We start from the raw sequence: 24,026 nt of genomic DNA on the forward strand, positions 1-24,026 counted from the left end.
TTTTACGTAGTTCACCTTTGTCATCGGCTTTAACGATAGTACAGATATTTTGTAAAGCTTCGCCAACATCAGCTTGTGCGTTACCCGCAGTGAATAAAGAGATAGTAGCGATAGCGATAGAAGTTTTAACTATTTTCAACATGGTTAAGTTCCTCGAGTTTAGTTTATTGTTATTTCGCAGGTATTGCTGCGTGTCGATGGAGTCATTAAAAACCATTTGAATTGATTAAAAAATCTAAGAGGTGATACTTAGGTATGAGAAGTTATAAGCTTGATTGGTGAGCAAGTAGCATAGCCTCATTGTCTGAGGCTATGCTTTGAAAGCATAAACAGGCAAGTTGTTACTTTTTGAAAACCTAGTAGTTCGCAGCCAATTGTAAGGCTAGTGAGTCATTTTCGTGCCAATACTGACCGCTGCGTGATTACTCTGTTTGTACATCAACGACAATGCGGCCACGTACTTCCCCTGCTAATAGCTGGCTAGCGGTAGCCACTACTGTATCGAGTTTGATTTCTTCAGCGATGCTGTCAAACACACTAGGCTTTAAGATTTCACCTAAACGTTTCCATGCTTCTTTTCTGTCAGTGATTGGGCGCATAACGCTATCAATACCTGCTAGGGTGATACCCCGTAAAATAAAGGGGGCGACCGAACCGGGTAAATCCATGCCTTGCGCTAAACCGCAGGCGGCTACTGTTCCACCATATTGGGTACTGGCGCATGCGTTGACTAGAGTATGGCTACCTACAGAATCGACAACTCCAGCCCAGCGTTCTTTAGCCATGGGCTTGCCAGGGTTAGATAAGGTATCCCTGTGAATGACTTCAGTCGCGCCAAGTGATTGCAGATAGTTAACTTCTTCCATGCGACCTGTTGAGGCCACTACTGTGTAACCTAACTTAGCTAGAATCGAAATTGCAAAGCTGCCTACGCCACCATTGGCACCGGTAACTAATATTTCACCTTTGTCGGGTGTGACGCCGTTTTTTTCAAGAGCAATGACGCATAACATGGCAGTGTATCCAGCAGTGCCAATGATCATGGACTGTTTGGGCGTGAAAGCCGTGGGCAAGGGAATGAGCCATTCGCTTTTTAGGCGAGCTTTTTGTGCTAACCCGCCGCAGTGGTTTTCACCCGCGCCAAACCCATTTTGGATCACCCTATCGCCAACCTTAAATTGACTACTCTCACTTTGTTCAACCACTCCCACTAAGTCAATCCCAGGTATCATAGGAAATGAACGAACAACTGGCGCTTTGCCTGTGATAGCAAGCCCATCTTTGTAATTCAAGGTGCTGTATAAAACCTTTACTGTGACATCACCTTGGGGCAGAACATTATCGTCAATGTTTTGCAGTGCAGCGTGGTAACCTTGCTCGTCTTTGTTAATTAATATGCCTTTAAACATATGCTCTCCAATTTAGACCGATCGTCTATTAATAGTTAAAAAATTTTTACTTAGGTAACGCGTGTAAAAAATATTGAATAAAAAGCCGTAATGGCTCAGCGTTTTGAACTAGTTTAGCGCGACTGACAGCGCCTTCCCATCCAATCCAAAAAAACTCGGCGGCTTGGGTACAATCTGCATTCTGGGCTACTTCTTTAGATGCTTGGGCTTCTATTAAGCAGGTTTCGATTCGTTGTTGCCAGCCCATAAAAATTGTCGTTAATTGGCTGCGAAATCCTGAAGGTAACGCATCCACTTCCTGACCTAAATTACCCACTAAACAGCCACGTTTAAAATCATGACGAGTCATGCCTTGCACCGCATCATCCACAAAGTTCTGAAGTCGCTTAAGAGGGGAATATTCTGTGTTTAAAAGGTGCATGTCTAACTTGTCAGAAAAATATCTGTCGTAGTGAGCAATAACACTTTCGCCGAATGCTTCTTTACTGGCAAAGTAATGATAAAAGGAACCTTTAGGTACACCGACTTTCTTTAAAATAGGCTCTATTCCCGAAGAAGCAAAACCACACTCCGTTAGCTGCTCTAAGCCACTGCGGATAAGTTCTGCTTTAGTATCGTGGTTTTCCCTAGTCACTTTGGGCGGGCGTCCACGTCTTGGCTTATTTGCGGAAGTAGTCATATACTTATATTAGACCGATCGTCTAGTTAATTGCAATTAATATTTTTAGATGACCAATTCGCTAGAATTGCCACCATTACCATTAAGTACGTAAATTCAACCCTCACAGAGCTGAGCTATTTGAGCTCAGTCTCTTCTTAATGCGGCTCAACGCGACATGAGTAATACCTAAGTAATGGGCGATATCGTTTTGGGTTGCTTTTGTAAACAACTCTGGGGTGTCATTTTGTAATTGCAAATAACGTTGTTCAGCAGGCAAGCACAAAAACTCATACTCACGTTTTTCTTTTTTCATAGCGAGATCTAGCAACAAACTTTGCAATTGATTGGCTAGCAACAAATTTTCTTGGCTGTGTTTTAGCAAATAACTAAATGGGAGCTTGATTAAGGTCGCGGCCTCTATACTCGCGAGACTAAACGAACACTTACCTTTTGCATAACAAGATACCAAACTACCCATAACCGAGTTGGGGGTGATAAAGGATTTTACTTGTTCCTTGCCATCGTTAGATAAGTAATAAGCTTTTAAGAATCCGGATTGAACAAAGTACAAATTCACATTTTCATCACCCTGCCTAAAAATGTGTTGGCCTTTTTTGTAGTGCTCTTGCACACCTTTTTCTCGGAATAATTCAGAAAGTTTCATCACTTTGTTAACCCAGGTTAATGAAGGAGCATTGATTGTTATTGAATAATTGTGCGGCTTAAAGAGCACAAACTCAATAAAAGGATAACTCAATGATATTGACCAATAAACGTATAGTAATTACTGGAGGAACCTCAGGGATTGGTTTAGAAATTGTGCATCAATTGGCAATTGATAATAAATTGATCGTTGTGGGCCGCAATACAAAGGTGCTGCAAAGCCTCAATGTGCAATATCCCATGTTAGAAACCCATTGCTGTGATTTGTCTTGTCCCAGTGATGTAAGTGCTTTGGTGCAGTGTTTATTACAAAAGCATAGGTCTTTAGACGTGTTAATTAACAACGCGGCTATGCAATATTCGAAAAAAATGACTGACCAAGACTATGATCCAGCCGCAATTTCAACGGAAATCAATACCAACTTAACAGCGGTTTGTTTGTTGTCCCATGGCTTACTACCACTATTACAGCGAGTTGAAAAAGCCGTAGTGTTGAATGTTAATTCAGGGTTGGCCTTGGCTCCGAAAGCTTCATCGGCCGTTTACTGCGCGACTAAAGCTGCCATAAATAGTTTCTCGCAATCATTAAATCACCAACTTAAAGATAGTCATGTCGCCGTACTGCAGGCGTTTATGCCGGTTGTAGATACACCTATGACAGAGGGGAGAGGAAGTAACAAAATTAGCTCTCATTTCGCCGCACAATCCCTATTAACAGGAATCCGTGAAAGTGTCATTGAACACGATATTGGCAAAGTAAAACTACTGCGATGGTTACTACGAATAGTGCCTAGTGTTGCAAAAAGAATCATGGTGAACGCATGACTCACTTTAGCATTATAGGTGCGATTGTTTTTTTGATGATAGCGACGACGGAGTCAACAATGGCAAATGAAATAAAGGTAAAAGTGCAAGGAGTCGATGTAAAACGTGGTGGCACTTTAATCGTGATGTTGTTTTCACACACTGGCTTCCCTAAAAAACATCAGGATGCGATCCATTCAACAACTGTCAAAGCCAACCAAACCGAAATACTGTTTTCCTTTAATACTCAATTACAAGAGATGGCAATTAAAGTACTACATGATGAAAATGGCGACGGCAAGGTCACCAAAAATTGGACTGGTTTTCTGCCTGTAGAAGGACTGGGATTTTCTAATGAGCAAAAAATTGGGTTAACTGGACCTCCCAACTATCAAAAATCCAAAGTGACTATCAAAGATCCCATATCTCAATTCTCGATTACCTTAAGGTATCCATAAACCATGAAGTCACTTATTAAAGTTACTCTTGTTATTGCCGTCATTTTTGCATCTACATTCATATTTGCCAAAGTATTTGGAGTGTTGAGCCTAGAACAAATCCAATCTTGGTTAGAACAGGCACATCAAGCTTCGGATAGTGTGCTTGTGGTGGTGGTGATTATTCTATTGTTTGCTGATTTATTTGTGGCAATTCCGACACTTTCGATTTGTATACTGGCAGGGTATTTTTTGGGTTTTGGACTCGGCGCGTTTGCTGCATTGATAGGTGTCATGTTAGCGGGTACAAGCGGTTATTGGATTAGTCGTTTATATGGCGAACGTTTTTTAAATAGGTTGTTAAAGCAGCAACAACAACGCGAGCAATTAAAAGTGAGTTTCACAAAACATGGTTTTGTAATGATACTACTGTCTCGGGCAACGCCGATTTTGCCAGAAGTTTCAGCGTGTTTAGCAGGTATGACTTGTATGCCATTTTTACGCTTCAAATTAGCGTGGTGCCTAGTGAGTTTACCCTATGTACTCATTGCCGCTTATTCTGGCTCTATTAGTAGTGTGAATGATCCTAAACCGGCAATTATAGCCGCCCTTGGATTAAGTGCTGTGTTCGCGATTTGCTGGACAATTTTTAAACGTAAAGTGAGAAGAGATAAAATGCAAAAGGTTAGGCGTGTGACTTAAAAATTTTGTAGAAAATAGACACGCTGATATCAGTAGCCATTGCCTCTGATTTCAGCGTGTCTAGTTCACTTGTGTTAAGTCAATGTAAGGCTTAAATTTTGCCCACTTCGTACCATTTTCTGATCCAGCTATCCACTGGGTACAATATTTTATAAAAGGCCGGCACGACCAATAAAGCTAAAATAGTTGAGCTAATTAAACCGCCTATTACAGATAGCGCCATAGGTGAGTTCATTTCGTGGCCTGCACCACTACCAAAGGCTAAAGGCATCATGGCGCCGACCATAGCAAAGGTAGTCATCAAAATTGGACGTAAACGTTTTTCGCCTGCTTGAATGAGTGCATCGTCAACGGATGCACCGTCTTTTATCGCTCGGTTGGCAAAGTCCACCACCAGAATGGCATTTTTCCCCACCATTCCTAACAACAAAATTATGCCAATCATCACAAAGAGTGAGAAGTTATTATCACTAAGTCCTAGTGCGGTTATTACCCCCGTAAAAGCCAGAGGCATAGTGACCATGATAATAATAGGTTGAATTAACGACTCGTAAAGAGCTGCTAATATCAAGTAGATTAGCACCACTGCTAAGCCAACTGCGGTGCTGAATGACACTGCGGTTTCTTGCATTTTTTCAACATCACCTGAAAATGTGTAGTTGTAACCTTCAGGCAATATATCGGTGATGTTAGCGTCAACTTGGGTGACAATTGCATTAAGCGGTACGTTGGAAATGTTACTGCTGACCATTACTTTACGTTCGCGATCATATCTGTTTATCGTGGCTATTGAACTATTTTGCTCAAAGCGAATTAAACCATCCAAAAACACATATTCGCCATTGGCGGCGCGGATCTGTAATTTTTTAATGTTATCCATATTGGCGCGACTTTCGTCATCAAATCTTAAAGTGATATCGTATTCTCGACCTTTTTGCTCAAAATCACTGATTTTACTGTCACTGGAATAATTAGAGTTGAGCAAAGCGGCTATTTGCGTTGCCGTAATGCCTAACCTTGAGGTGTTATGCCTGATCATAGAAATAGTAATTTCTGGTTTGCCATCTTGGTAGTCACTGTCGACGTCTACGGCTCCTTCGAAGGTGCTCAACATGTCGGATACTTGCTGTGATATTTGGCTGAGTTTTTCTAAACTATCACCGGTGATCACAATTTGTACCGGCGCATTACTTCCTCCAGTGTTGATTGGTGGTATTTTTTCAACTGCTAACGCCATAGATTGGATGGACGCAAACTCTTGTCGGTAATTATCGATAATGTCAGCCTGTCCTAATCCGCGTTGCTCGATAGGTTTTAACTTTACATACACTAAACCTTTGTGGGATTCGTTGGCGGTTGTATAACCAATACTTAAAGCATAATAGTCAACCATGTCATCGTCCTTGATGGCGTCTATGATCGGTTGCATTCTATTTTTCATTTCTTCAATTGAGGTACCTACTTCAGCTTTAGCGGTAATTTGGAATTCGCTATTATCTTCTGAAGGAACAAAATCCATACCTACGTTGGTGAATATTTTGCTAGATAAAACAAGGACCCCAAAAGTCACTAACACCGTAATGTATTTGAAACGGATCAGTGGTTTTAAAATACTCACATAAGCGTTATCTAAAGACTGGAAAAAGGGTTCAGTTTTTGCGTGAAATTTGGTTTCTTTGTGTTTCAACACGCGGGCACCTACTGTGGGTATAAACATGATCGCCACAAAATAAGACAAGGCAATGCCCGAAGCCACAGTCATGGCAAAGGCGTTGAAGAATTTACCGACTAATCCCCCCATAAAGGCGACAGGTATAAAAACTGCTAACAGCATCGCTGATATAGCTAATAATGAAAATGCTATTTCATGCACACCTTCATAGGTAGCTTGAAATGCCTCCATGCCAGATTCCATTTTTTTGCTGATGTTTTCGATGACAACTATGGCATCGTCGATGAAAATCCCAATTGCCAAAGTCAATCCAATCAAGGTTAACTTATTAAGGTCATAACCCATATAATCGATGATCGCGAAGGTGCCAATAATAGAAGTAGGGATAGCCAGCGCCGAAACTATGGTTGCCGTTAGGTTTCGCAAGAACATGAATACAATCACTATCGCCAGTACCGCACCAAACACCAAATCGAATTTCACTTGATCAACACTGTGCATTATTTTGTCAGACTGATCCTTAATCAAATTAATTTGATAATCATCTCCTGCTAACGCTTGCAATTCAGGCAGTAATTTTTTGGCTTCATCAATGATGCCAATGACATTGGTACCTGAAATTTTCATGATGTTCAGCATTACACCCACTTGACCATTAAAAGACGAATAACTTTCCACGTCGCTTAATCCATCAAATACTTTGGCGACGTCTTTTAAACGCACACCAGGTTTTATTTCAATATTCGATAAGGATTGAATATCTTTAGAATCACCCTGAAATTTGATAATCAGCTCTTGTTTGTCGTTGATACTTTTACCCGAACTGGATTTGAAGTTTTCATTGCTAATCACATTTTGTAATTCAATCGCTGAAATGTTGTATTTGTTGAGTAAATAGGGGTCTACCAAAATACGAATTTCTCGGTCTTGGTAACCGTCAATGTCAACATCACCCACATTGGGAATACGCTGCAATTTAGGTTTGATTTTTTCATCGACGAGTTGCATTAGTGCCGACATGTCACCGGTCTTACTTACTACAAATAAACTGATTGCCTCGCCAGCTGTACTGATCTTTTGTACTAAAGGCGCAAGGGCATTATCCGGTAAGATTACTCCGCCAATTTTATCGCGAACATCATTGGCTGCCTCGTTTATATCCATTTTTAAATCAAATCTAACGATGACATAACTCAACCCTTCGTAACTGGTTGAGTCCAATTTATCGATTCCATTGATACCCGAAACCGCTTCTTCGATTTTATCGGTAATCTTTGATTCAACGGTTCTAGCATCTGCACCTGGATAGGTAGTCTGGATAGTGATTATCGGAAAATCCACATTCGGAAAAAGTGCCAAGGGCATTGAGGTATAGGATTTAAGGCCAAATATTAACAAAGCCATTACGGCCATCAGAATAGTGATAGGGCGATTGATTGCAAATTTATACATTAGACTATTCTTTGCTTGCTGTAGTGGAATGATTGCTAGGATCAGAAGTGATTATTTTGCCTTCTCCAAACAAACCCACTTTCAAATCTGTAGCAATTACCTGTACGGCAATTTTTCGATTGTCTGAATTGGCTTCAGGATAAATTCTGTAAATTTTTCCCTCGTATTGAGTTGCATCACCGTCGACTTTATACAAAAAAGTATCGCCAATTTTGACATCAGAATTGTACTTTTGATCAAATTCCACCACTAAAATTCGAGCATGTTCACTTTGTAAGTTAAAGGCGGTTTTTATCATTTGCCCACTGACAACGTCACCTAACTCAATCATTCTTTTACTGATTACACCGTCAAATGGGGCTCTCAAAATAGTTTTTTCATAGATAGCGTTTTCTAAAGCAATTTGAGCTTCTATGGCCTCGTGCGCCATGGCGTACTTGTCAAGCATGGCCTTATCAACCAAGTTTTGTTTGAATAAATCCTTATACCTTTCATGATCTAATTTGGCATATTTTAAGGTCACTTTAGAGGCATTGGTGGTCGCCACTAAATCGTCATTGGCTAAAGTTGCGAGAATTTGCCCTTTTTTCACTACACTCATAATGTCGACATGCAGTTCACTGACAATTCCGCTGTAATTAAATGCTAAGCTGGCTCCTTGTTTTGCGTGTACCGTAAATGTTGCATAAATTTCTTTCGCTTGTACTTTGCTTAAACAAAGTAGTAGCGCTAACGTTATGACTTTTTTCATTTTTTGATCTCTATTAATTCGAATAGGGTGTCTATATAGTCTTTAAATTCTACTTTTAAATTTTGCCCTTGTGCCCAAGCAAGTATCATATAACCCCTTTCTGTCTTAATCAGTCCATCAACTAGACGTTTGCCAATAGGTTTAATTTCACCTTTTTGGATCCCTTCATCTATGATGTTTTCGAGAATAGATTTGATAAAAACTGAACATTCACTGTTGAACTCCAGCATAGCTTTTGATTTGGTCGATAGGGAGACACTCACATATTCTCTGTAAACGTCTTGGTGTTTTTCATAAGACTTGTATTCTGATAAGAAAAAATCGAACAGATATAAGACTTTTTGTTTAGTGGAAGTCTCTTGGTCAGTGTGACTTAACAGATAATTGTGATGTTCTTCGATAAACGTTCGAATGATTTCAAACACAATTTCTTCTTTATTACTGAAATAATCATAAACCGTACCTTTACCTATACCAGCGTTCTTAGCTATCTCGGTAACGGTCAGATTTTTAAAGCCTTTTTCTAGCAATAGCGCAGTGCTAGCAGCCGCTATATCTCGTCGCTTTTTATCTTTATCTACTATAATCGCCATTTTTATTACGCAGTTCCAGCGGGAATATTTTAAATGACCGACAGTCGGTCATTTAAATCGATGTTAATTTATACAAGGTAAAAAAGACAGATTTATTTACAGGGGATTTGTCACTTTAGGTGTGTCAAAAAGGCAGCTCTTATTGTGTTTGCGTAGCCGTCGGGGGACTATTAATGGGTCAGCCCAAAGCTGTTAAAGGTTAGGTGCAAAGTGGCAGCCGTTGCTAAGTCATTCGAAATAAGTTCGTTGGTGGCATATTAACGGTGGAGAGCATTGAAACTAACAAAGCCTGTATGACAGTATGCTTATTTTAAGTTGCACCGCCTTGGTAGTGGACTATTTACAGGGTTGTGTATTGGGCTAAGTATTAAGGATGTAGAGTGAAATATGTAATTCGTTGTTGTTTATTGTTGGTCGCCATAGTGTTGAGTATGTATATTTACTTTACGATTGCTTACAGCGAGCCAGACCTTAAAGTTGAACAACTCACCCAACGCTGGGCAAAACCACCATCACAATTCATAACACTCTCTGGTATGCAAGTTCACTATCGCGATGAAGGTCCAAAGGATGATCCGCTGCCGATTATTTTGGTACATGGCACCAGCGCATCGCTGCATACATGGGACGGATGGACACAAGTGTTAGCGGATCACCATAGGGTTATTCGTTTTGACATGCAGGGTTTTGGTTTAACTGGGCCTCATCCTCAGGGAAAATACCGAATTGAAGATTATGCGCAAACCTTAGTGTTATTAATGGATAAGTTGGGTATTGAAAAAGCGATAGTGGCAGGAAATTCTCTTGGTGGGTATGTAGCATGGAGTAGTGCGGTGCTTTATCCTGACCGTGTCGATAAACTGGTTTTGGTAGATTCCAGTGGTATTCCATTTCAGTCGAAATCGGTACCTATTGCGTTTCGAATTTCTAGCTCGCCGTTACTTAAATATTTGTTAGGCGATATTATGCCAAGATCTATAGTTAAAAGCAGTGTAGAAAATGTCTATGCTGACCCAGCTAAAGTCACTGAAGCGTTAGTAGACAGATACTTTGAGCTGAATATCAGAGAAGGCAATAGAGAGGCATTGGCGAAACGTTTTGTTGAAACCAAAGCTGGTCCACTTGCTAACAGGCTAGGTGAGTTATCTCAGGCCACGCTGATCATCTGGGGAGAACAAGACAATTTAATCCCGATAAGTGTTGGACAGCAATTCCATAGTGAAATAACCAATAGCCAATTGGTGACATTTGCTGATTTAGGACATGTACCCCACGAAGAAGGCCCACAGCAAACGGTTGAAGTGTTGGAGAGATTTTTACATTAGAACAATCAATAAATTTATATCTTTGGATGGGTTTTACCTTTGCTAACTGTCAATAGTATGATTGCATTCACTTTAAGGTATAGTTGAGCATCATTCATTGTGAATCAAACTAATATTCAACGCTTTGGCTACTTAGTAATTTGTGTGCTGTTGACTTCATGTACCTACCTTAAATACAGTTCAGTTCAAGCAAATTACACTAAGATTCAAAATGCAGATCCAAGTCAGACTAACCTGAAACATCTGCTGGATCGTGAAACTTTTTTTGTGATAGGTAAAACGCCCAGTGAATTGGGTGTATACACTGATAAACCACTAGCAATTGCAGCTTATTCCGACAAATTCAAACTAAACGAACGTGTCGACATTATGTTTGCTGGTGGTGCTTCGGGCACCCATTTCGGACTAAACCTACCTGAAGGGAAATATGACTTATTGGTTTATGCTGATATTGACGGCAATCATATTTTCGATCAAACCGAAGTCGTAGGGGAAAGAAAACTCACCCTCAATCGTAGCCTTTATCCAGAATTAATCGTTAGCCAACTTGAAATTTTGTTAACTGAGCCAAAAACCTCAAACCGAGAGGAGAATATTATACTGCCTACTGAAGGCGTAGCTGAATCATCGCTATTCTATCCGTCAGGAACCATACGCACCCTTAGTGACCCTCTGTTTGATAAAAATATGTCAACCTTAGGTATGTACGATCCTGCGTCTTTTCTAGAGCATGCTCCTACTATGTTTTACGCCCTTGAAGAAGATGAAGTGCACAAAATCCCGGTAATATTTGTACATGGCATAGGAGATAGTCCAAGGGCGTTTGAACCCATATTAAATCAACTGGATAGGGACAAATATCGGCCATGGTTTTTTTATTATCCATCGGGCGGGGATTTGGACCAGCTTGCGGACTTTTTTTATAACCTGTTTCTTGCAGGCCAAGTGATTTCTCTGGGGGAAATGCCAGTCATAGTCGTCGCACACAGCATGGGAGGGATTGTTGTAAGAGAGGCCCTAAATAAAATCAAAGGGCAACAAGAGGAAAACAAAGTAGAGCTCTTCGTTTCAATCGCCAGTCCATTTGGGGGGCATCCAAGCGCAGCAAAGGGAGAAGATAAAGGCTTGATTGTATTACCTGCATGGCGAGACCTAAATCCTCATAACAGTTTTATTCAACGCTTATACAGAAAGCCGTTGCCAGAGTGGGTGGAGCACCATTTATTTTATGCCTTCAAAAACTCAAGCACATTAAAGTTAGGTGAAAATAATGATGGTGTGGTGCCACTTTCCAGTCAGTTGCATTCCCAAGCACAAACCCAAGCCAAACAAACATTTGGATTTGATAGTGGCCACGTAGATATTTTGGCAAATAAACAAATGATTGAACGTCTTTTTAATGTGATGTCTGGTGTTAAAAGTACCTTTTCTGACAAGAGTATGGCTGCATTAGCAAAGGGAGGATTTGACTTAGAGTTAAGTGATGAATATAGGCCTACCACTAAACACTTATTCAAGTATGCGGCCAAGTATTTAGTGTTGTTGGCTCATGACCGTATTAAACCGGTTCAGAAACAGCAACACAAACATTTTATCTTGGCAGCACAAGGCAAAGTGCCCGCAGAGACAGAATTGGAACGAGAATTCATTTTGTTTATGCAAGAATATCCCGATTGGGTTCAGGGCGTTTTAGACAGTGATTAACTGTAAACTGGGTTCATAAACTGCGACTAAGCATTTCTAAATAAACTGAACTCGGGATAAGCCATACCGTCCAGCACCGCTATTATTGCTCCTATCTTCGTTGAACTTGCTCGCAATAGCTGGCTATTGCTTCACAATCTCGCCTTGATAAACACAATAATATCAGCACTGGTTGCATTAAATTGGCGGCTAAATAAGTAATAAGATTATAACCCGTTGTTTTTATTATATTTACTTTAGAGGAAGCGGCACGTCTTAATCCGAGCTCAGGTTAAATAGAGGTGTAATACGGAGCGTAACTGTCGTTTTGGATCAGTTCTGGTCGAAGTTTGAAACTTGAATTGGTGAGGTTGGCACTTTCGATTCTATCTATACGAAATATTCGAGATGATTCTCGAAGATGATCCCACGCTATTAAATACCAGGTAGGCCAACTTAGCATTATATAGTGAGCTTCTATTTTTCGTGAAGTGCGCACTCCCGCTTCAGAGCGGTAATTGATTTCTACACACTGTTGCCTAAAAAAAGCCTCAGATATGTTTTCCGAAATCTCCAGAATAGGCTCGGTTAACTCGGGAACTTTAGAGGCGTTGGTGTGTTTACTTATCAAGATGCGTTTACGAATTCCACTGACTATAGCGCGTTGATTTTCTGGGAATGTTTGAAATAGTTTCTGCCTGATGATGTTAAGGTTGCCAGTCAGCAGAGGCAAATGTAGCGATTCCATAATAGCCAACGAAAGTATCAGTTCTACTACCTCTTTGTGACTTAGCACTAAACGTTCAATACCCCAGCGACCATTTAAACGGATACCCCCACCTCGGCCTCTATCGGATTCAATTGGGTACCCTGCATCTTTAAGCTCTGCAAGTTCACGCATTAAGGTGCGCTGGCTAATGTTCAAATGCTCTCGTAAATCTGAGGTTTTCCAATATTCCTCAGAACGTAACAAACCGATAAGGCGGTTACGTCTTTCTGAGCGATTTTTAAAGTTTGTTTTCAACATGATTTTAATATGCCATTACATGGCATATTTATCCATATAATTTGCAGCGTCAACACTATTCGCTGCAGCTATTTACAAGGAACAACAAACCATGAAGCACTATTACAATCCAATGAGCAGGGCAGTCACTACAGATTGGATGCTTAAGGAGCTTGGTATTGAACACCAACAAATTACTATCGACTTGACATCCAATACTGCGGAATTACAACAATTGCGAGATATCAATCCGATGGGGAAATTGCCAACCTTAGTGGATGGTGAAACCGTTGTTACAGAAGTGGCGGCAATTTGTGCGTATCTCGCGGATAAGTACCCAGAGAAACACCTTGCGCCAGCAATAAACTCTGCTCATCGAGCAAGCTATTATAGGTATTTGTTTATTGCAGGAAATACGATTGAACCTGCACTAACTCTTGCAGCGTCAGACATGAACCACCCAAACCCAACAACGGCAGGGTGGGGCGATCTGACTCGCGTCATTGCCACCATTGAAACAATGACCCCTATAACCGGCTGGGCACTTGGGGAACAATTTACTGCCGCCGATATTGTATTTGGTGGATTACTAGACTCGTCAGTCATGTTTGGAATACTTGAAGCGTCACCCAAAGTCGCAGCCTATGTGGGCCGGCTACGCCAAAGACCCGCCTATTTAGAAACTCACCAAACCTTCATCGATATTGTGGGACAAAACTAGTCTACTTCTAGCACCGCGCATTGAAAAGGGAAACTTGTGTGGTTAGGGCGTAATTTGAATGAGAAACGGGAGGCTTAGTTTTTTATTTGTGCCACAATATTGTTAGCTTTTTCGGTGCGCTAAAAGTTTAATTACGCGCTTTTAACAAGGTTTGGGTTGCATGGAGTTCACTGCGGATTTGCGCCATCATAGGTAGTAAGTTGCCTTGCCAACGTTCCCAAGTGACAAAGGCTTTTATTAGTGAATTATCTTTACAAGCCACATCAATAGGAGCGTTAAGTTTAATATTTCTTATATGTGGAGTATCCTCGCCGCGGTCTTGAGTAGAGAGCGATAGACGTGGGCCAACACTGAGCAGTGGATTGTCTTCGAAGCGTTTATTCAGGGGATGATCTTCTGCTAAGTCGCTGTTCACTTTAGTTAAATCAAATCGAATCAACATGTCGGTGAAACGTTGACGTTGTTGTTCGGTTTGATGAGTAATCAATTGCGGATTGGATGTGAGTTGTTGTAGTGCGTGGCGACGTAAATAAATACCGTAGGTGTTTCTTAGTGCATTGATGCCTTGATTGACCAACACACGATTCGCATCGCTGTCTGAACATGACAGTAGTATATCTAAAGCATCACCTACAATTTGCAAAGATTGCGCAGCTTGTTTATCTACTTTGGCAACGGCAAGGTGGTTAATTTCTATTTCTTTCTCGAGTAACTCAAGCGCCTGAGAAAAATCAGCTCGACTGTTTTGGGTTGTACTCCAATTGGATAGCTGCATACCCACAAATACCGCAACAACAACTATCAAAAAATCAATCAATACTGCTAACCAGTTTTCTTTTTGGATGTGATTTTTGACACGGCGAAATAACATTGCAGGGATTTCCTTTTTCTATCTCAGGCGCTGAGTGCGGCAACAAACACAGCCGCACTCAACTGGCAATCTTTAGTAAGGGGTCGGCTTATCAAACAATTATTTGCTATGGCGCTGCTTCAATACTTCGATCACATCGGACAAATTTAAATCACTGGCTTGTAGCAAAACCAGTAGGTGGTATAACAAATCTGCGGATTCATTTTTTAACTCTTCTAAATCTTTTACAGTCGCAGCCAGAGCAGTTTCAACTCCTTCTTCACCCACTTTTTGGGCAATACGTTTAATGCCTTTGCTATATAGATGAGCGGTGTAACTAGAATCGGGATCGGCACCTTTACGTGAGGCAATCACACTTTCTAATTCAGCGATAAAACTAACGTCCGCAGCTTGACTGTCTGCCCAACAGGTTTCTGTACCTTTGTGACAAGTGGGACCAACTGGGTTAACTAGTGCTAAAAGTGAGTCATTGTCACAATCACTAGTAATGTCTACTAAATTAAGACTATTGCCAGACACTTCACCTTTAGTCCATAGGCGCTGTTTTGAGCGACTAAAAAACGTGACTAAGCCGGTTTCTAAGGTTTTGTCTAAAGCCGCTTGGTCCATAAAGCCCTGCATCAATACTTTACCATTGACTGCGTTTTGCACTACGCATGGCATAAGGTTATCCATTTTTTCCCATGCCAGCTTTGTTACATTTTCTTTAGTAATAATCATTTTAATCTCTAATATGTTTTAGCTACGAGCTCCAAGCTCGCCACTCGCAGCTGCACTTAATCTCTAATTGCTATATTCTGCTGGCGTAAATACGCCTTTAATTCTGGTATCGGAATAATGCCTTTATGAAAGACCGACGCTGCTAACGCGCCATCTACATCGGCTTGTTCGAATACGTTTTTAAAGTGTACACTTTCACCGGCACCACCTGAGGCAATTAAAGGCACAGCGCAGCTTTGGCGGATGGCAAACAATTGTTCGATGTCGTAACCCTTGCGCACCCCGTCTTGGTTCATACAATTAAGTACAATTTCACCGGCCCCTCGTTGTTGCACTTCCTTCACCCAATCAGCGGTTTGCCAAGCGGTGACTTGGGTACGGGTTTCGTCACCCGTGTATTGATGTACCTGATATTGACCGGTTTCTTCATTGTAGAAACTGTCTATACCTACAACAACACATTGCTGTCCGAAGGTATCGTGCAATCGCGTGATTAACTCTGGGTCTGCCAAAGCAGGCGAATTAACCGATATTTTATCAGCGCCCATTTCTAATATTTTGCCCGCGTCTGCAACGGTTTTAATGCCACCTGCCACGCAAAATGGAATATCAATAACCTGTGCAATACGGGTTACCCAACTTTTATCAACGACTCGTTGGTCGCTTGACGCAGTGATATCGTAGAATACCAATTCGTCAGCGCCTTGCTCAGCATATTGTTGTGCCAAGGGTACTATGTCGCCTATGATTTCGTGATTACGAAACTTTACACCCTTGACTACTTTTCCGTCTTTTACGTCTAGGCAGGGAATTATACGTCTTGCTAACATAACAACCTTATTTAACTTCTGTTAACCAATTGTGGGTGTCGGGTGCTTTGCCCCATTGAATATCATTCAATGCTTGGCGTAACTTTTGAGTTGTGGGGCCATGTTCGCCACTCCCAACTGAATGCTCGGTTCCGTTGTGAATAAGCGTACCTACTGAGGTGAGGACTGCTGCAGTTCCCGAAAGAGCAGCTTCAACATTAGGTTTAGCGGATCTTTTTAATAATTCCTCAACCGACAATTGGGTTTCAGTCACTTTCATACCCATATCTGCCGCTAGGGTCAAAATGGAGCTGCGTGTTACACCGTGTAAAAAGCTAGAATCTAGTGCTTTAGTGATGATTTCGTTTCCGTCTATCAACAAGAAATTTGCCGCACCCGTTTCTTGTACGTCGCCATTAGGGCAAAACAATATTTGGTCGGCTTGTACGTCGCGTTTCGCGGCTAATATTGGACCGAGTGCACTGGCATAGTTACCACCACTTTTGATCATGCCCATATGTGGGGCGCAGCGCATACCTGTTTCGTCGAGTAATACCCTAAGAGGTTTCGAACCGCCAGCAAAGTAGTCACCTACTGGAGATATTAAAACATATAACATCGAACTTTCACTAGGTGCAGCCGCTTTACCAATGGCCGCTTCAGTGCCTATATGAGTAGGGCGAATGTACATAGAGCCTGGAGGTTCAGGGATATCGGCGCTGTATTGAGCCACTATATCAAGAATCATTTTCGAGACTTGGGCTTGATCGATATCAGGTAAAGATAACAAACGACTACTTTGATCAAAACGTTTCAGGTTTTGATCCATTCGGAAAACATGGATGCTGCCGTCAGCATGTTTAAAGGCTTTTAATCCTTCAAAGCAGGTACTGGAATAATGTAAGACATGGGCACCAGGGTGCAATTGAATGCTATCGGATGCAACTATTGCTGCCTCGTTCCACTGATTATTTTCAAAGCTAGTGAATGCCATATGAGGCATAAACACTGTACCAAAAGCCGCCATTATAATTTCCTAATCTGTTATGTTTTAAATATGTTGATTGCGCTTTGCCGGTGTTACTAATTATCTGAATTCCAGCATTCAATCGCTTGTTTAACCGTGAACTTACCTTCTAACAAGGCGCGGCCTAAAATGACGCCACTGACCTTAGTAGGTTTGAGCACTGCAATATCGTCAAGATTACCAATGCCTCCAGAGGCTTGCCAACCCACAGTAGGAAATTGCTGAGTCATCTCGGTGTAAAGTTGATGATTCGCCCCTTGCAAAGTCCCGTCACGGCTGATGTCGGTGCAAAGCACATGTTTTGCGCCTACGGATAAAAAGTCTTTAAGCAAAGCTTCAATCGACACGCCAGAGTTTTCCTGCCAGCCGTGGGTGGCAATAAATTTGTTGCCTGATTCATCGATGTTGATGTCCAGCGCTAACACTATGGCGTCTGCACCGTATTTTATGATCCAGCTTTTTACTAACTCGGGCTCTTTAACCGCTAATGAACCTATCACCACTCGTTTGACGCCAATTTCTAAGAGCTGCGCAACGTCTTTTTCACTGCGGATCCCGCCCCCGGCTTGGAATTGCATACGGCCGGTGGCTACCATCTTACTTATGAGTTCAAGCTGACGCTTGTTGGTATCTTTAGCACCCGTTAAATCGACTATATGCAACCACTGAGCGCCTTGGTCTGCATAACTGTGCACTACATCGATAGGATCGAGTTTGTATTCAGTTTTTTGTTGGTAGTCGCCTTGGTATAAACGAACAACTGAACCTTCTATTAAATCTATGGCTGGGATGATCATATGTTGTCTTGTAACCTTCTTAATATCACTTTTTATAACGATGACTTTTACAAATCGATAAAGTTTTTCAATAGTTGTGAACCAGCATCACTTGAACGCTCGGGGTGAAATTGCACACCAAAAAAATTGTCTTTGTGGATACCAGCAGAAAAGTCCATAGCGTATTGACAACTGGCCATAGTAAATTCTGAAAGTGCCACAGCAAAACTGTGTACAAAATAGAAGTAACTACCAGAATCAATACCTTTGAACAAAGGGGCATCACCAATAGGGGTGACCGTATTCCATCCCATATGAGGTAGACGTAATTCGTCCACTTGCATACGTTTCACTTGCCCGGGGATCAGTCCTAAACAAGGCGTGCTGTCATTTAAACTTTCAGCGGATTTTTCAACCATCAACTGCATACCTAAACAAATGCCTAGTACAGGTTGAGTCAGCTCCTGAATGCAACTCACTAGTTGTTTTTTGTGAATACTATCCATGGCTGCATTAGCACTGCCTACACCGGGTAAAAATACCTTGTCGGCTTTTTTGATGGTGTTTAAGTCATCACTGACTGCCACTGGTATTCCTAAACGTTCAACAGCAAATTTAACCGAAGAAATATTTGCACAGCCAGTATTCACTATCACAATTTGTTGAGCAGCCATGTTTACAAGGCTCCTTTACTGCTTGGCATTGCTTCGCCTTGTTTATGAATAGCTTGACGCAGCGCGCGACCAAATACTTTAAACAAACTTTCTACCTGGTGGTGGGCGTTACCCTCAGTGGTGGAAAGGTGCAATGACAATCCCATGGATTGGGCGATCGAATAGAAAAAATGTGGCACCATTTCAGTTGCCATTTCGCCCACTTGATCGCGACTAAATTCAGCTTCAAACTTCAAATGAGGGCGGTTAGAAATATCCATAATACATTCCGCACGGCATTCATCCATGGGTAAGGCAAAACCAAAGCGGCCAATTCCACGTTTGTCGCCTAAGGCTTTCTTGATCGCTTCACCTAATGCTAATGCGGTATCTTCAACACTGTGATGATCATCTATGTGTAAATCACCATCTACGCTTAGGTTGAGTTCAAATCCTCCGTGTGTCGCTATTTGATCTAGCATGTGATCAAAGAAACCAAGGCCCGTTTCTATAGTCGACTTAGCACTTGAATCTAAATCAACAGTTACATTGATATTGGTTTCTGAGGTTTTACGTACCACAGTCGCAATGCGTGAAGAGGCTAACAATTGTTTTTCAATGGCTTGCCAGTTATTGCTGTCGCGGTTGTATTTAATACCTACTATGCCCATGTTTTCAGCAAGCTGCATATCGGTGTCTCGATCACCGATCACAAAAGAGCGCGTAAAATCGACTTTGCCTTGTTGTAAATACTCTTTAACTAAACCGAGTTTAGGTTTACGGCAGCTACAGTTGTCGCTTTCAAAATGTGGGCAAATTAACACTTCTTCAAAGACAACTCCTTGGCTTGAAAAAATATCCATCATTTTATTATGGGGTAAGTCAAAATCTGCTTTGGGGAAACTGTCGGTACCTAACCCATCTTGGTTAGACACCATGACTAAACGAAAGCCATTTTGTTGCAGTTTAAGCAACACAGGCACAACTTGTGGTTCAAAGACCAGTTTTTCGAGGGTATCGAGTTGTTTGTCGATGGCTGGCTCTTCTACTAAAGTACCGTCACGATCAATAAAAAGAATAGCTTGCTGGCTCATGCTGATTTTTCCTGCTGTGTAAAAAAGCTGGCCATTAACGCTAGCAATTTTTCATTTTGTTGTTGAGTGCCAAGAGTAATACGTAGGCAATTATCTAAATTTATTTGTTTAGACTGGTCACGAATAAGTACCGCGTTTGCTACTAGGTAATCCATTAAAGGTTGTTTTTGTGGATGCCGGAACAATATGAAGTTGGCTTTATCGTCACCTACTAGTTGCAACTCGGGAAATTGACTTAACTGCTGTTTCACCCATTGTTTTTGTTGTTGCAAATATTCGACTTGTTCGGTCATTTGTTTGCGTCCGTTTGGACTCAAGGCCTGAGCTGCTATTTGCGCTACCGGCTCTGGCACAGGGTAGGGCGCAATTACTTTCATGATGCTTTGAATCACTTCGCTGTTGGCTAAGGTAAAACCGCAGCGCAATCCTGCTAAGGCAAAGGCTTTAGATAAAGTACGTAAAATGACCAAGTTAGGGTAGGCAGTGAGTTCAGTTGCCCAAGTATTGTTCGCATCGAATTCAATATAAGCTTCGTCAACTACTACTAAGGCAGAGTCTGCAAAGTGTTCTAGCACTTGTTTTAACTGGGCTTTGCCTATGGACGTACCTGTAGGGTTATTGGGTGAACAAATAAACACTAAGTTCACCTTCCCTTGGTAGGCACAAATTGCAGGTATATCTAAAGAAAAGTCGGCATTTAAAGGCGCTTTTTCGATTCCCACATTGCAGGTTTCAGCACTGATGGCATACATGCCATACGTAGGTGGGCAGATTAATATGCTGTCTTTACCTGGCGTGCAAAATGTACGAATAAGTAACTCAATGCCTTCGTCGGCACCGCGGCTAATCAATAACTCATCAACTTGCACGCCAGCATATTCTGCGTAGGGCAATAATACACTTGGAGGTTGGCAATCAGGGTATCGATTGAAATGGGCATTGTTGACTGTAAAGTCATTGGCAAAAGGCGACTCATTGGCGTTTAACCAAGTTTCACTGTCGCTGTCACCACCCGCAAAAATACGTCTTGCCGATTCGTAAGGTTTTAAAGCCTTTAAATTTTCACAAACTAATTTTTCGATTAAATTGCTCATAGGTTTTTACTTAGCCCATCATTCTCTAACTGTTCGGTTTCCAATCGCAATTTCACAGCTTGCCTATGGGCATCTAGCCCCTCAGCATCCGCTAAATCCATAATGGCATTGCCGATATTCTGTAAGCCTTGATAACTCAGTTCTTGTACTGTGTAACGTCGCATAAAATCGGCTAACCCTAAGCTAGAATAATTCCGAGCGTAGCCATAAGTAGGCAATACGTGATTAGTGCCACTGGCATAGTCGCCAGCGGACTCTGGTGACCATTGACCCACAAATATCGAACCGGCATTGGTTAATTTATCTAAGCTGTCACGGGCATTTTCAATTTGTACAATAAGGTGTTCTGGTGCATAGGCATTACTGACTTCAAAGGCTTGTTCTAGGTTTTCTGTCAAAATATAACGACTGTGCTTAACCGCCTGTTCAGCAATGGCTTTGCGACTTAATGTATTTAACTGCAAAGCCACTTGCTGTTGAACGGCTTGGATCAAATCGGAACTGTTTGATACCAACACTGCTTGCGAGTCTGTACCATGCTCCGCTTGTGATAATAAATCAGCGGCTACAAAAACAGGATTAGCCCGTGCGTCAGCAATTACTAATACTTCTGATGGGCCAGCTGGCATATCAATCGCCGGACCTGCCGGAATACGACTGACCTGCTGTTTGGCTTCAGTGACATAACTATTACCAGGGCCAAAAATCTTATCAACTTTAGCAATACTCTCGGTGCCTAATGCAAGAGCTGCAATGGCTTGGGCGCCGCCTACTAAGTAAATTTCGTCAATCCCACACAAACTAGCGGCATAACGAATTTCAACCGCTATTTGCCCATCTTTATTAGGCGGAGTGCAAAGTACTTTTCGAGCACAACCCGCAACTTGAGCCGTTGCTCCCAACATCAATACAGTTGAAGGTAAGGGGGCTGTTCCACCGGGTATATATAACCCAACTGAAGCCAAAGGAGCATGTTTAAGCTCACAAACCACGCCAGGAGTGGTTTCAACTGCCACATCCTCGGGGTATTGAGCCTGATGGAAATCCTTGATATTGGCGTAGGCTTGATCAATAGCCCATTTTACTTCAGATTTTAGTTCGCTGGCGAAACTGTTAAGTGATGCATCACTAAATCGCAAACACTCTAATTTAGCACCATCAAAACGTTCAGTAAGTGCCAACAATGCTTTATCGCCTTGCTGGCCAACTTGCCGAATGATGTCTGCAACCGTATCACTTAGGACTTGGCTATCAGAAAGCGCTGGTCTGCTTAGCAGTTCAACTTGTTCATTTGGGTTAAGTTTTGCCCATACTTGCATGACTATTTAGCCTCTTACCTAATTTGTTACGTTTGCCTTAAGACATCATCTTTTCAATTGGCATCACCAAAATTGAACTACAACCCAAGGCTTTGAGTTTTTCCATGGTTTCCCAAAATAGGGTTTCAGGACTAACTACGTGGATAGCGACAGTATCGTCATTTCCAGCAAGAGGCAGAACTGTGGGGTTTTCCGAGCCTGGAAGTAAACTCTTAACTTGTTCTAAGTAGGCCTTTGGCGCATGTAACATGATGTATTTACTTTCTTTCGCCTGAGTCACACCATCCATGCGCGGTAACATTTTGCTAATAAGCGCTTGTTTCGCCTCTGGCATGTCGCCGCCACGTTGGATAAATACCGCTTTAGAAACAAATATTTCGTCGGCTTCTTGCAGACCATTCGCTTCTAGCGTGGCGCCAGTAGATACCAAATCACAAATTGCATCAGCAACACCTGCTCTAGGGGCGACTTCAACAGAGCCCGTTAACATCACGGTACTGGCTTCGATATTTTTTTCTTTGAAAAAGCGTTCCAATAAATAGGGGTAAGTTGTGGCTACTTTTTTACCTTGTAACGACTCTAATCCTCGGTAATTCATTTCGTTAGGAACGGCAATAGATAACCGGCATCCGCCGTAATCTAAACGTCTTAGCTCAACATATTCGGCTTTTTTACCAGCTGCTTGGCGTTCAAGCATTTTTTCTTCCAGCTCATTTTGGCCGATAAAACCTAAATCAACCACACCGTCCATGACTAATCCTGGGATGTCATCATCGCGTACCAATAATAAATCTATGGGTTGGTTGGTTGAATGAGCGATTAATAACCGATCGCGGATCTGCAATTTTATGCCAATGGCTTTTAATAAAGATATGCTGTCGTCACTTAATCGTCCCGATTTTTGTACGGCAATTCGTAATCTATTGTTATCACTCATGTTTATTTCCAATCCTATTTAAAATTTATCACTTAATTTGCAATTGTTCAGTGGCGCATTTAACCAAAAAGGGCGACCCAAAAGAAAAACCCCCGAAAGATGCCTTCCGAGGGTTTAGAGTGAGTCTGCGCCGCTAGAAGGAATCAATAGACCTTCCAGCAAATACCTGAAAGGTTAAGCTATATGATGATGGACGACTGCTTTCAAGGTAATGTTCATAATTTACGGTTCTTCTAAGTCACTGCGCTTCGATGGCGCATACATTATGCAATCGGTCTGATTAATGCAAGAATATTTCCTACGAAAGTGATGGCTTTCTTACAATTAAATCAACTATGTTAGTTTACAAGTAGTAGATTGAATGTTTTGTGAACAATACTGTCTAAATATTGCTAACTTTTTTGACTTTTGAGGAGACGTTATGACGAGTGACCTTTTATTTTCAATTTTGCCCCGAGAAGGCAAAGTACCTATTGCCCACGATAGCCAAAAAGTAGCGCAAATTGATAAGCAAGAAAAATTGCGTGCTTTGAGCGATGAAGAAAAGGAGCTAAAAAACGAAGAAAAAGAGGCGCGAAAAAAACAACAGCAGCAAAGCAATAACCAAAAAAATCAAGAGCAAGTGCCTAATTCAGAGACGTCAGGTAAACCTGAAGAAGAAAGTGTCGACAACGAATTGAAAAAAGACAACGAAAAGAAAAAACCTAAAGGGCCCAAACATTTAGATATTTACGTTTAGGTTGAAATGTTCATGTTGTGTTACGAATATAATGTACCTTAGGATAAGGTCCACAATTAGCGCTTCCAGAGCAACTTAACCTCAGGATGAATGCAGACACCATGATTA

Annotated in this window: 24 protein-coding genes, 1 pseudogene and 1 other annotated feature; of the genes and pseudogenes, 7 read left to right on the forward strand and 18 right to left on the reverse strand. The window is 41.6% G+C overall.

The features are described 5' to 3' along the window. From KO534_RS23855 to KO534_RS07460, 4 genes and pseudogenes are all read right to left on the reverse strand, one after another. Nucleotides 1–142, reverse strand: a pseudogene (locus KO534_RS23855) (DUF3718 domain-containing protein); the annotation flags it as partial. A 280-nt stretch (nucleotides 143–422) separates the two neighbouring features. Further along, on the reverse strand, nucleotides 423–1,409 hold the full coding sequence (gene acuI, locus KO534_RS07450) for an acrylyl-CoA reductase (NADPH) (protein WP_215928996.1): 987 nt from the start codon (nucleotides 1,407–1,409) through the stop codon (nucleotides 423–425). A 46-nt stretch (nucleotides 1,410–1,455) separates the two neighbouring features. Further along, a complete protein-coding gene (acuR, locus tag KO534_RS07455; RefSeq protein WP_215928997.1) occupies nucleotides 1,456–2,088 on the reverse strand; it encodes an acrylate utilization transcriptional regulator AcuR in 633 nt (210 codons plus the stop codon). A 103-nt stretch (nucleotides 2,089–2,191) separates the two neighbouring features. Beyond that, nucleotides 2,192–2,734, reverse strand: coding sequence for a Crp/Fnr family transcriptional regulator (locus tag KO534_RS07460; RefSeq protein WP_215928998.1), 543 nt, complete (start codon nucleotides 2,732–2,734; stop codon nucleotides 2,192–2,194). Nucleotides 2,735–2,826: 92 nt separating this feature from the next. Here KO534_RS07460 and KO534_RS07465 point away from each other — a divergent pair, with 92 nt between their 5' ends. Genes KO534_RS07465 through KO534_RS07475 form a run of 3 tightly spaced genes read left to right on the forward strand, consistent with a single transcriptional unit; the run spans nucleotide 2,827 to nucleotide 4,676 of the window. Then, complete coding sequence (locus KO534_RS07465) at nucleotides 2,827–3,558, forward strand: SDR family oxidoreductase (protein ID WP_215928999.1); 732 nt, start codon at nucleotides 2,827–2,829, stop codon at nucleotides 3,556–3,558. Between the two features lie 59 nt (nucleotides 3,559–3,617). Further along, on the forward strand, nucleotides 3,618–3,995 hold the full coding sequence (locus KO534_RS07470; RefSeq protein WP_252732015.1) for a DUF2141 domain-containing protein: 378 nt from the start codon (nucleotides 3,618–3,620) through the stop codon (nucleotides 3,993–3,995). Between the two features lie 3 nt (nucleotides 3,996–3,998). After that, nucleotides 3,999–4,676, forward strand: coding sequence for a TVP38/TMEM64 family protein (locus KO534_RS07475; protein ID WP_215929002.1), 678 nt, complete (start codon nucleotides 3,999–4,001; stop codon nucleotides 4,674–4,676). A gap of 91 nt (nucleotides 4,677–4,767) precedes the next feature. Here the strand turns inward: KO534_RS07475 and KO534_RS07480 are convergent, their stop codons facing one another. The 3 genes from KO534_RS07480 to KO534_RS07490 are packed head-to-tail and all read right to left on the reverse strand — an operon-like array spanning nucleotide 4,768 to nucleotide 9,144. Further along, on the reverse strand, nucleotides 4,768–7,800 hold the full coding sequence (locus tag KO534_RS07480) for an efflux RND transporter permease subunit (RefSeq protein WP_215929004.1): 3,033 nt from the start codon (nucleotides 7,798–7,800) through the stop codon (nucleotides 4,768–4,770). A 4-nt stretch (nucleotides 7,801–7,804) separates the two neighbouring features. Further along, nucleotides 7,805–8,551 (reverse strand): efflux RND transporter periplasmic adaptor subunit, encoded by a 747-nt coding sequence (locus tag KO534_RS07485; RefSeq protein ID WP_215929006.1) that lies wholly within the window; start codon nucleotides 8,549–8,551, stop codon nucleotides 7,805–7,807. Next, nucleotides 8,548–9,144 (reverse strand): TetR/AcrR family transcriptional regulator, encoded by a 597-nt coding sequence (locus KO534_RS07490; RefSeq protein WP_215929007.1) that lies wholly within the window; start codon nucleotides 9,142–9,144, stop codon nucleotides 8,548–8,550. Before KO534_RS07490 ends, KO534_RS07485 begins: the two co-directional genes overlap by 4 nt. 380 nt (nucleotides 9,145–9,524) lie before the next feature. Here KO534_RS07490 and KO534_RS07495 point away from each other — a divergent pair, with 380 nt between their 5' ends. Continuing rightward, nucleotides 9,525–10,469 (forward strand): alpha/beta fold hydrolase, encoded by a 945-nt coding sequence (locus KO534_RS07495; protein WP_215929008.1) that lies wholly within the window; start codon nucleotides 9,525–9,527, stop codon nucleotides 10,467–10,469. Nucleotides 10,470–10,568: 99 nt separating this feature from the next. Then, nucleotides 10,569–12,173 (forward strand): alpha/beta fold hydrolase, encoded by a 1,605-nt coding sequence (locus KO534_RS07500; RefSeq protein ID WP_354667914.1) that lies wholly within the window; start codon nucleotides 10,569–10,571, stop codon nucleotides 12,171–12,173. Between the two features lie 271 nt (nucleotides 12,174–12,444). On the opposite strand, the gene KO534_RS07505 is transcribed toward KO534_RS07500, so the two are convergent. Further along, on the reverse strand, nucleotides 12,445–13,179 hold the full coding sequence (locus KO534_RS07505) for a helix-turn-helix transcriptional regulator (RefSeq protein ID WP_215929009.1): 735 nt from the start codon (nucleotides 13,177–13,179) through the stop codon (nucleotides 12,445–12,447). Nucleotides 13,180–13,270: 91 nt separating this feature from the next. Between KO534_RS07505 and KO534_RS07510 the strand changes: the two genes are divergently transcribed. Continuing rightward, nucleotides 13,271–13,879 carry a glutathione S-transferase family protein gene (locus tag KO534_RS07510; RefSeq protein ID WP_215929011.1) on the forward strand — a complete coding sequence of 203 codons (609 nt, stop codon included), beginning with the start codon at nucleotides 13,271–13,273 and terminating at the stop codon, nucleotides 13,877–13,879. Nucleotides 13,880–14,006: 127 nt separating this feature from the next. Here KO534_RS07510 and KO534_RS07515 read toward each other — a convergent pair whose 3' ends face one another. The 10 genes from KO534_RS07515 to hisG all read right to left on the reverse strand — a co-directional run bounded on the left by KO534_RS07515 (nucleotide 14,007) and on the right by hisG (nucleotide 23,179). Next, complete coding sequence (locus KO534_RS07515; RefSeq protein WP_215929013.1) at nucleotides 14,007–14,750, reverse strand: hypothetical protein; 744 nt, start codon at nucleotides 14,748–14,750, stop codon at nucleotides 14,007–14,009. 99 nt (nucleotides 14,751–14,849) lie between these two features. Next, entirely contained in the window at nucleotides 14,850–15,470 is a 621-nt protein-coding gene (hisIE, locus tag KO534_RS07520) for a bifunctional phosphoribosyl-AMP cyclohydrolase/phosphoribosyl-ATP diphosphatase HisIE (RefSeq protein ID WP_215929015.1), read from the reverse strand. A 56-nt stretch (nucleotides 15,471–15,526) separates the two neighbouring features. Next, a complete protein-coding gene (hisF, locus tag KO534_RS07525; protein WP_215929018.1) occupies nucleotides 15,527–16,300 on the reverse strand; it encodes an imidazole glycerol phosphate synthase subunit HisF in 774 nt (257 codons plus the stop codon). Between the two features lie 7 nt (nucleotides 16,301–16,307). Beyond that, entirely contained in the window at nucleotides 16,308–17,306 is a 999-nt protein-coding gene (locus KO534_RS07530) for a branched-chain amino acid aminotransferase (RefSeq protein ID WP_215929020.1), read from the reverse strand. A 56-nt stretch (nucleotides 17,307–17,362) separates the two neighbouring features. Beyond that, on the reverse strand, nucleotides 17,363–18,103 hold the full coding sequence (gene hisA, locus KO534_RS07535) for a 1-(5-phosphoribosyl)-5-[(5-phosphoribosylamino)methylideneamino]imidazole-4-carboxamide isomerase (RefSeq protein ID WP_215929022.1): 741 nt from the start codon (nucleotides 18,101–18,103) through the stop codon (nucleotides 17,363–17,365). Between the two features lie 47 nt (nucleotides 18,104–18,150). Beyond that, complete coding sequence (hisH, locus tag KO534_RS07540; protein WP_215929024.1) at nucleotides 18,151–18,756, reverse strand: imidazole glycerol phosphate synthase subunit HisH; 606 nt, start codon at nucleotides 18,754–18,756, stop codon at nucleotides 18,151–18,153. A 2-nt stretch (nucleotides 18,757–18,758) separates the two neighbouring features. Beyond that, nucleotides 18,759–19,829, reverse strand: coding sequence for a bifunctional histidinol-phosphatase/imidazoleglycerol-phosphate dehydratase HisB (gene hisB / locus KO534_RS07545; protein ID WP_215929026.1), 1,071 nt, complete (start codon nucleotides 19,827–19,829; stop codon nucleotides 18,759–18,761). Then, a complete protein-coding gene (hisC, locus tag KO534_RS07550; RefSeq protein ID WP_215929029.1) occupies nucleotides 19,826–20,923 on the reverse strand; it encodes a histidinol-phosphate transaminase in 1,098 nt (365 codons plus the stop codon). The genes hisB and hisC overlap by 4 nt, the downstream gene beginning before the upstream one ends. After that, on the reverse strand, nucleotides 20,920–22,242 hold the full coding sequence (gene hisD, locus KO534_RS07555) for a histidinol dehydrogenase (protein WP_215929031.1): 1,323 nt from the start codon (nucleotides 22,240–22,242) through the stop codon (nucleotides 20,920–20,922). Before hisD ends, hisC begins: the two co-directional genes overlap by 4 nt. A 37-nt stretch (nucleotides 22,243–22,279) precedes the next feature. Then, nucleotides 22,280–23,179: an ATP phosphoribosyltransferase gene (gene hisG, locus KO534_RS07560; protein WP_215929033.1), complete on the reverse strand. Its 900-nt coding sequence runs from the start codon at nucleotides 23,177–23,179 to the stop codon at nucleotides 22,280–22,282. 80 nt (nucleotides 23,180–23,259) lie between these two features. Continuing rightward, nucleotides 23,260–23,372 (reverse strand) — a sequence feature (His leader region). 228 nt (nucleotides 23,373–23,600) lie between these two features. Between hisG and KO534_RS07565 the strand changes: the two genes are divergently transcribed. Next, nucleotides 23,601–23,918 carry a hypothetical protein gene (locus KO534_RS07565; RefSeq protein WP_215929035.1) on the forward strand — a complete coding sequence of 106 codons (318 nt, stop codon included), beginning with the start codon at nucleotides 23,601–23,603 and terminating at the stop codon, nucleotides 23,916–23,918. The last annotated feature ends 108 nt before the right edge of the window (nucleotides 23,919–24,026 follow it).

This window comes from Paraglaciecola arctica (assembly GCF_018861065.1).
Taxonomy (GTDB): domain Bacteria; phylum Pseudomonadota; class Gammaproteobacteria; order Enterobacterales; family Alteromonadaceae; genus Paraglaciecola; species Paraglaciecola arctica_B.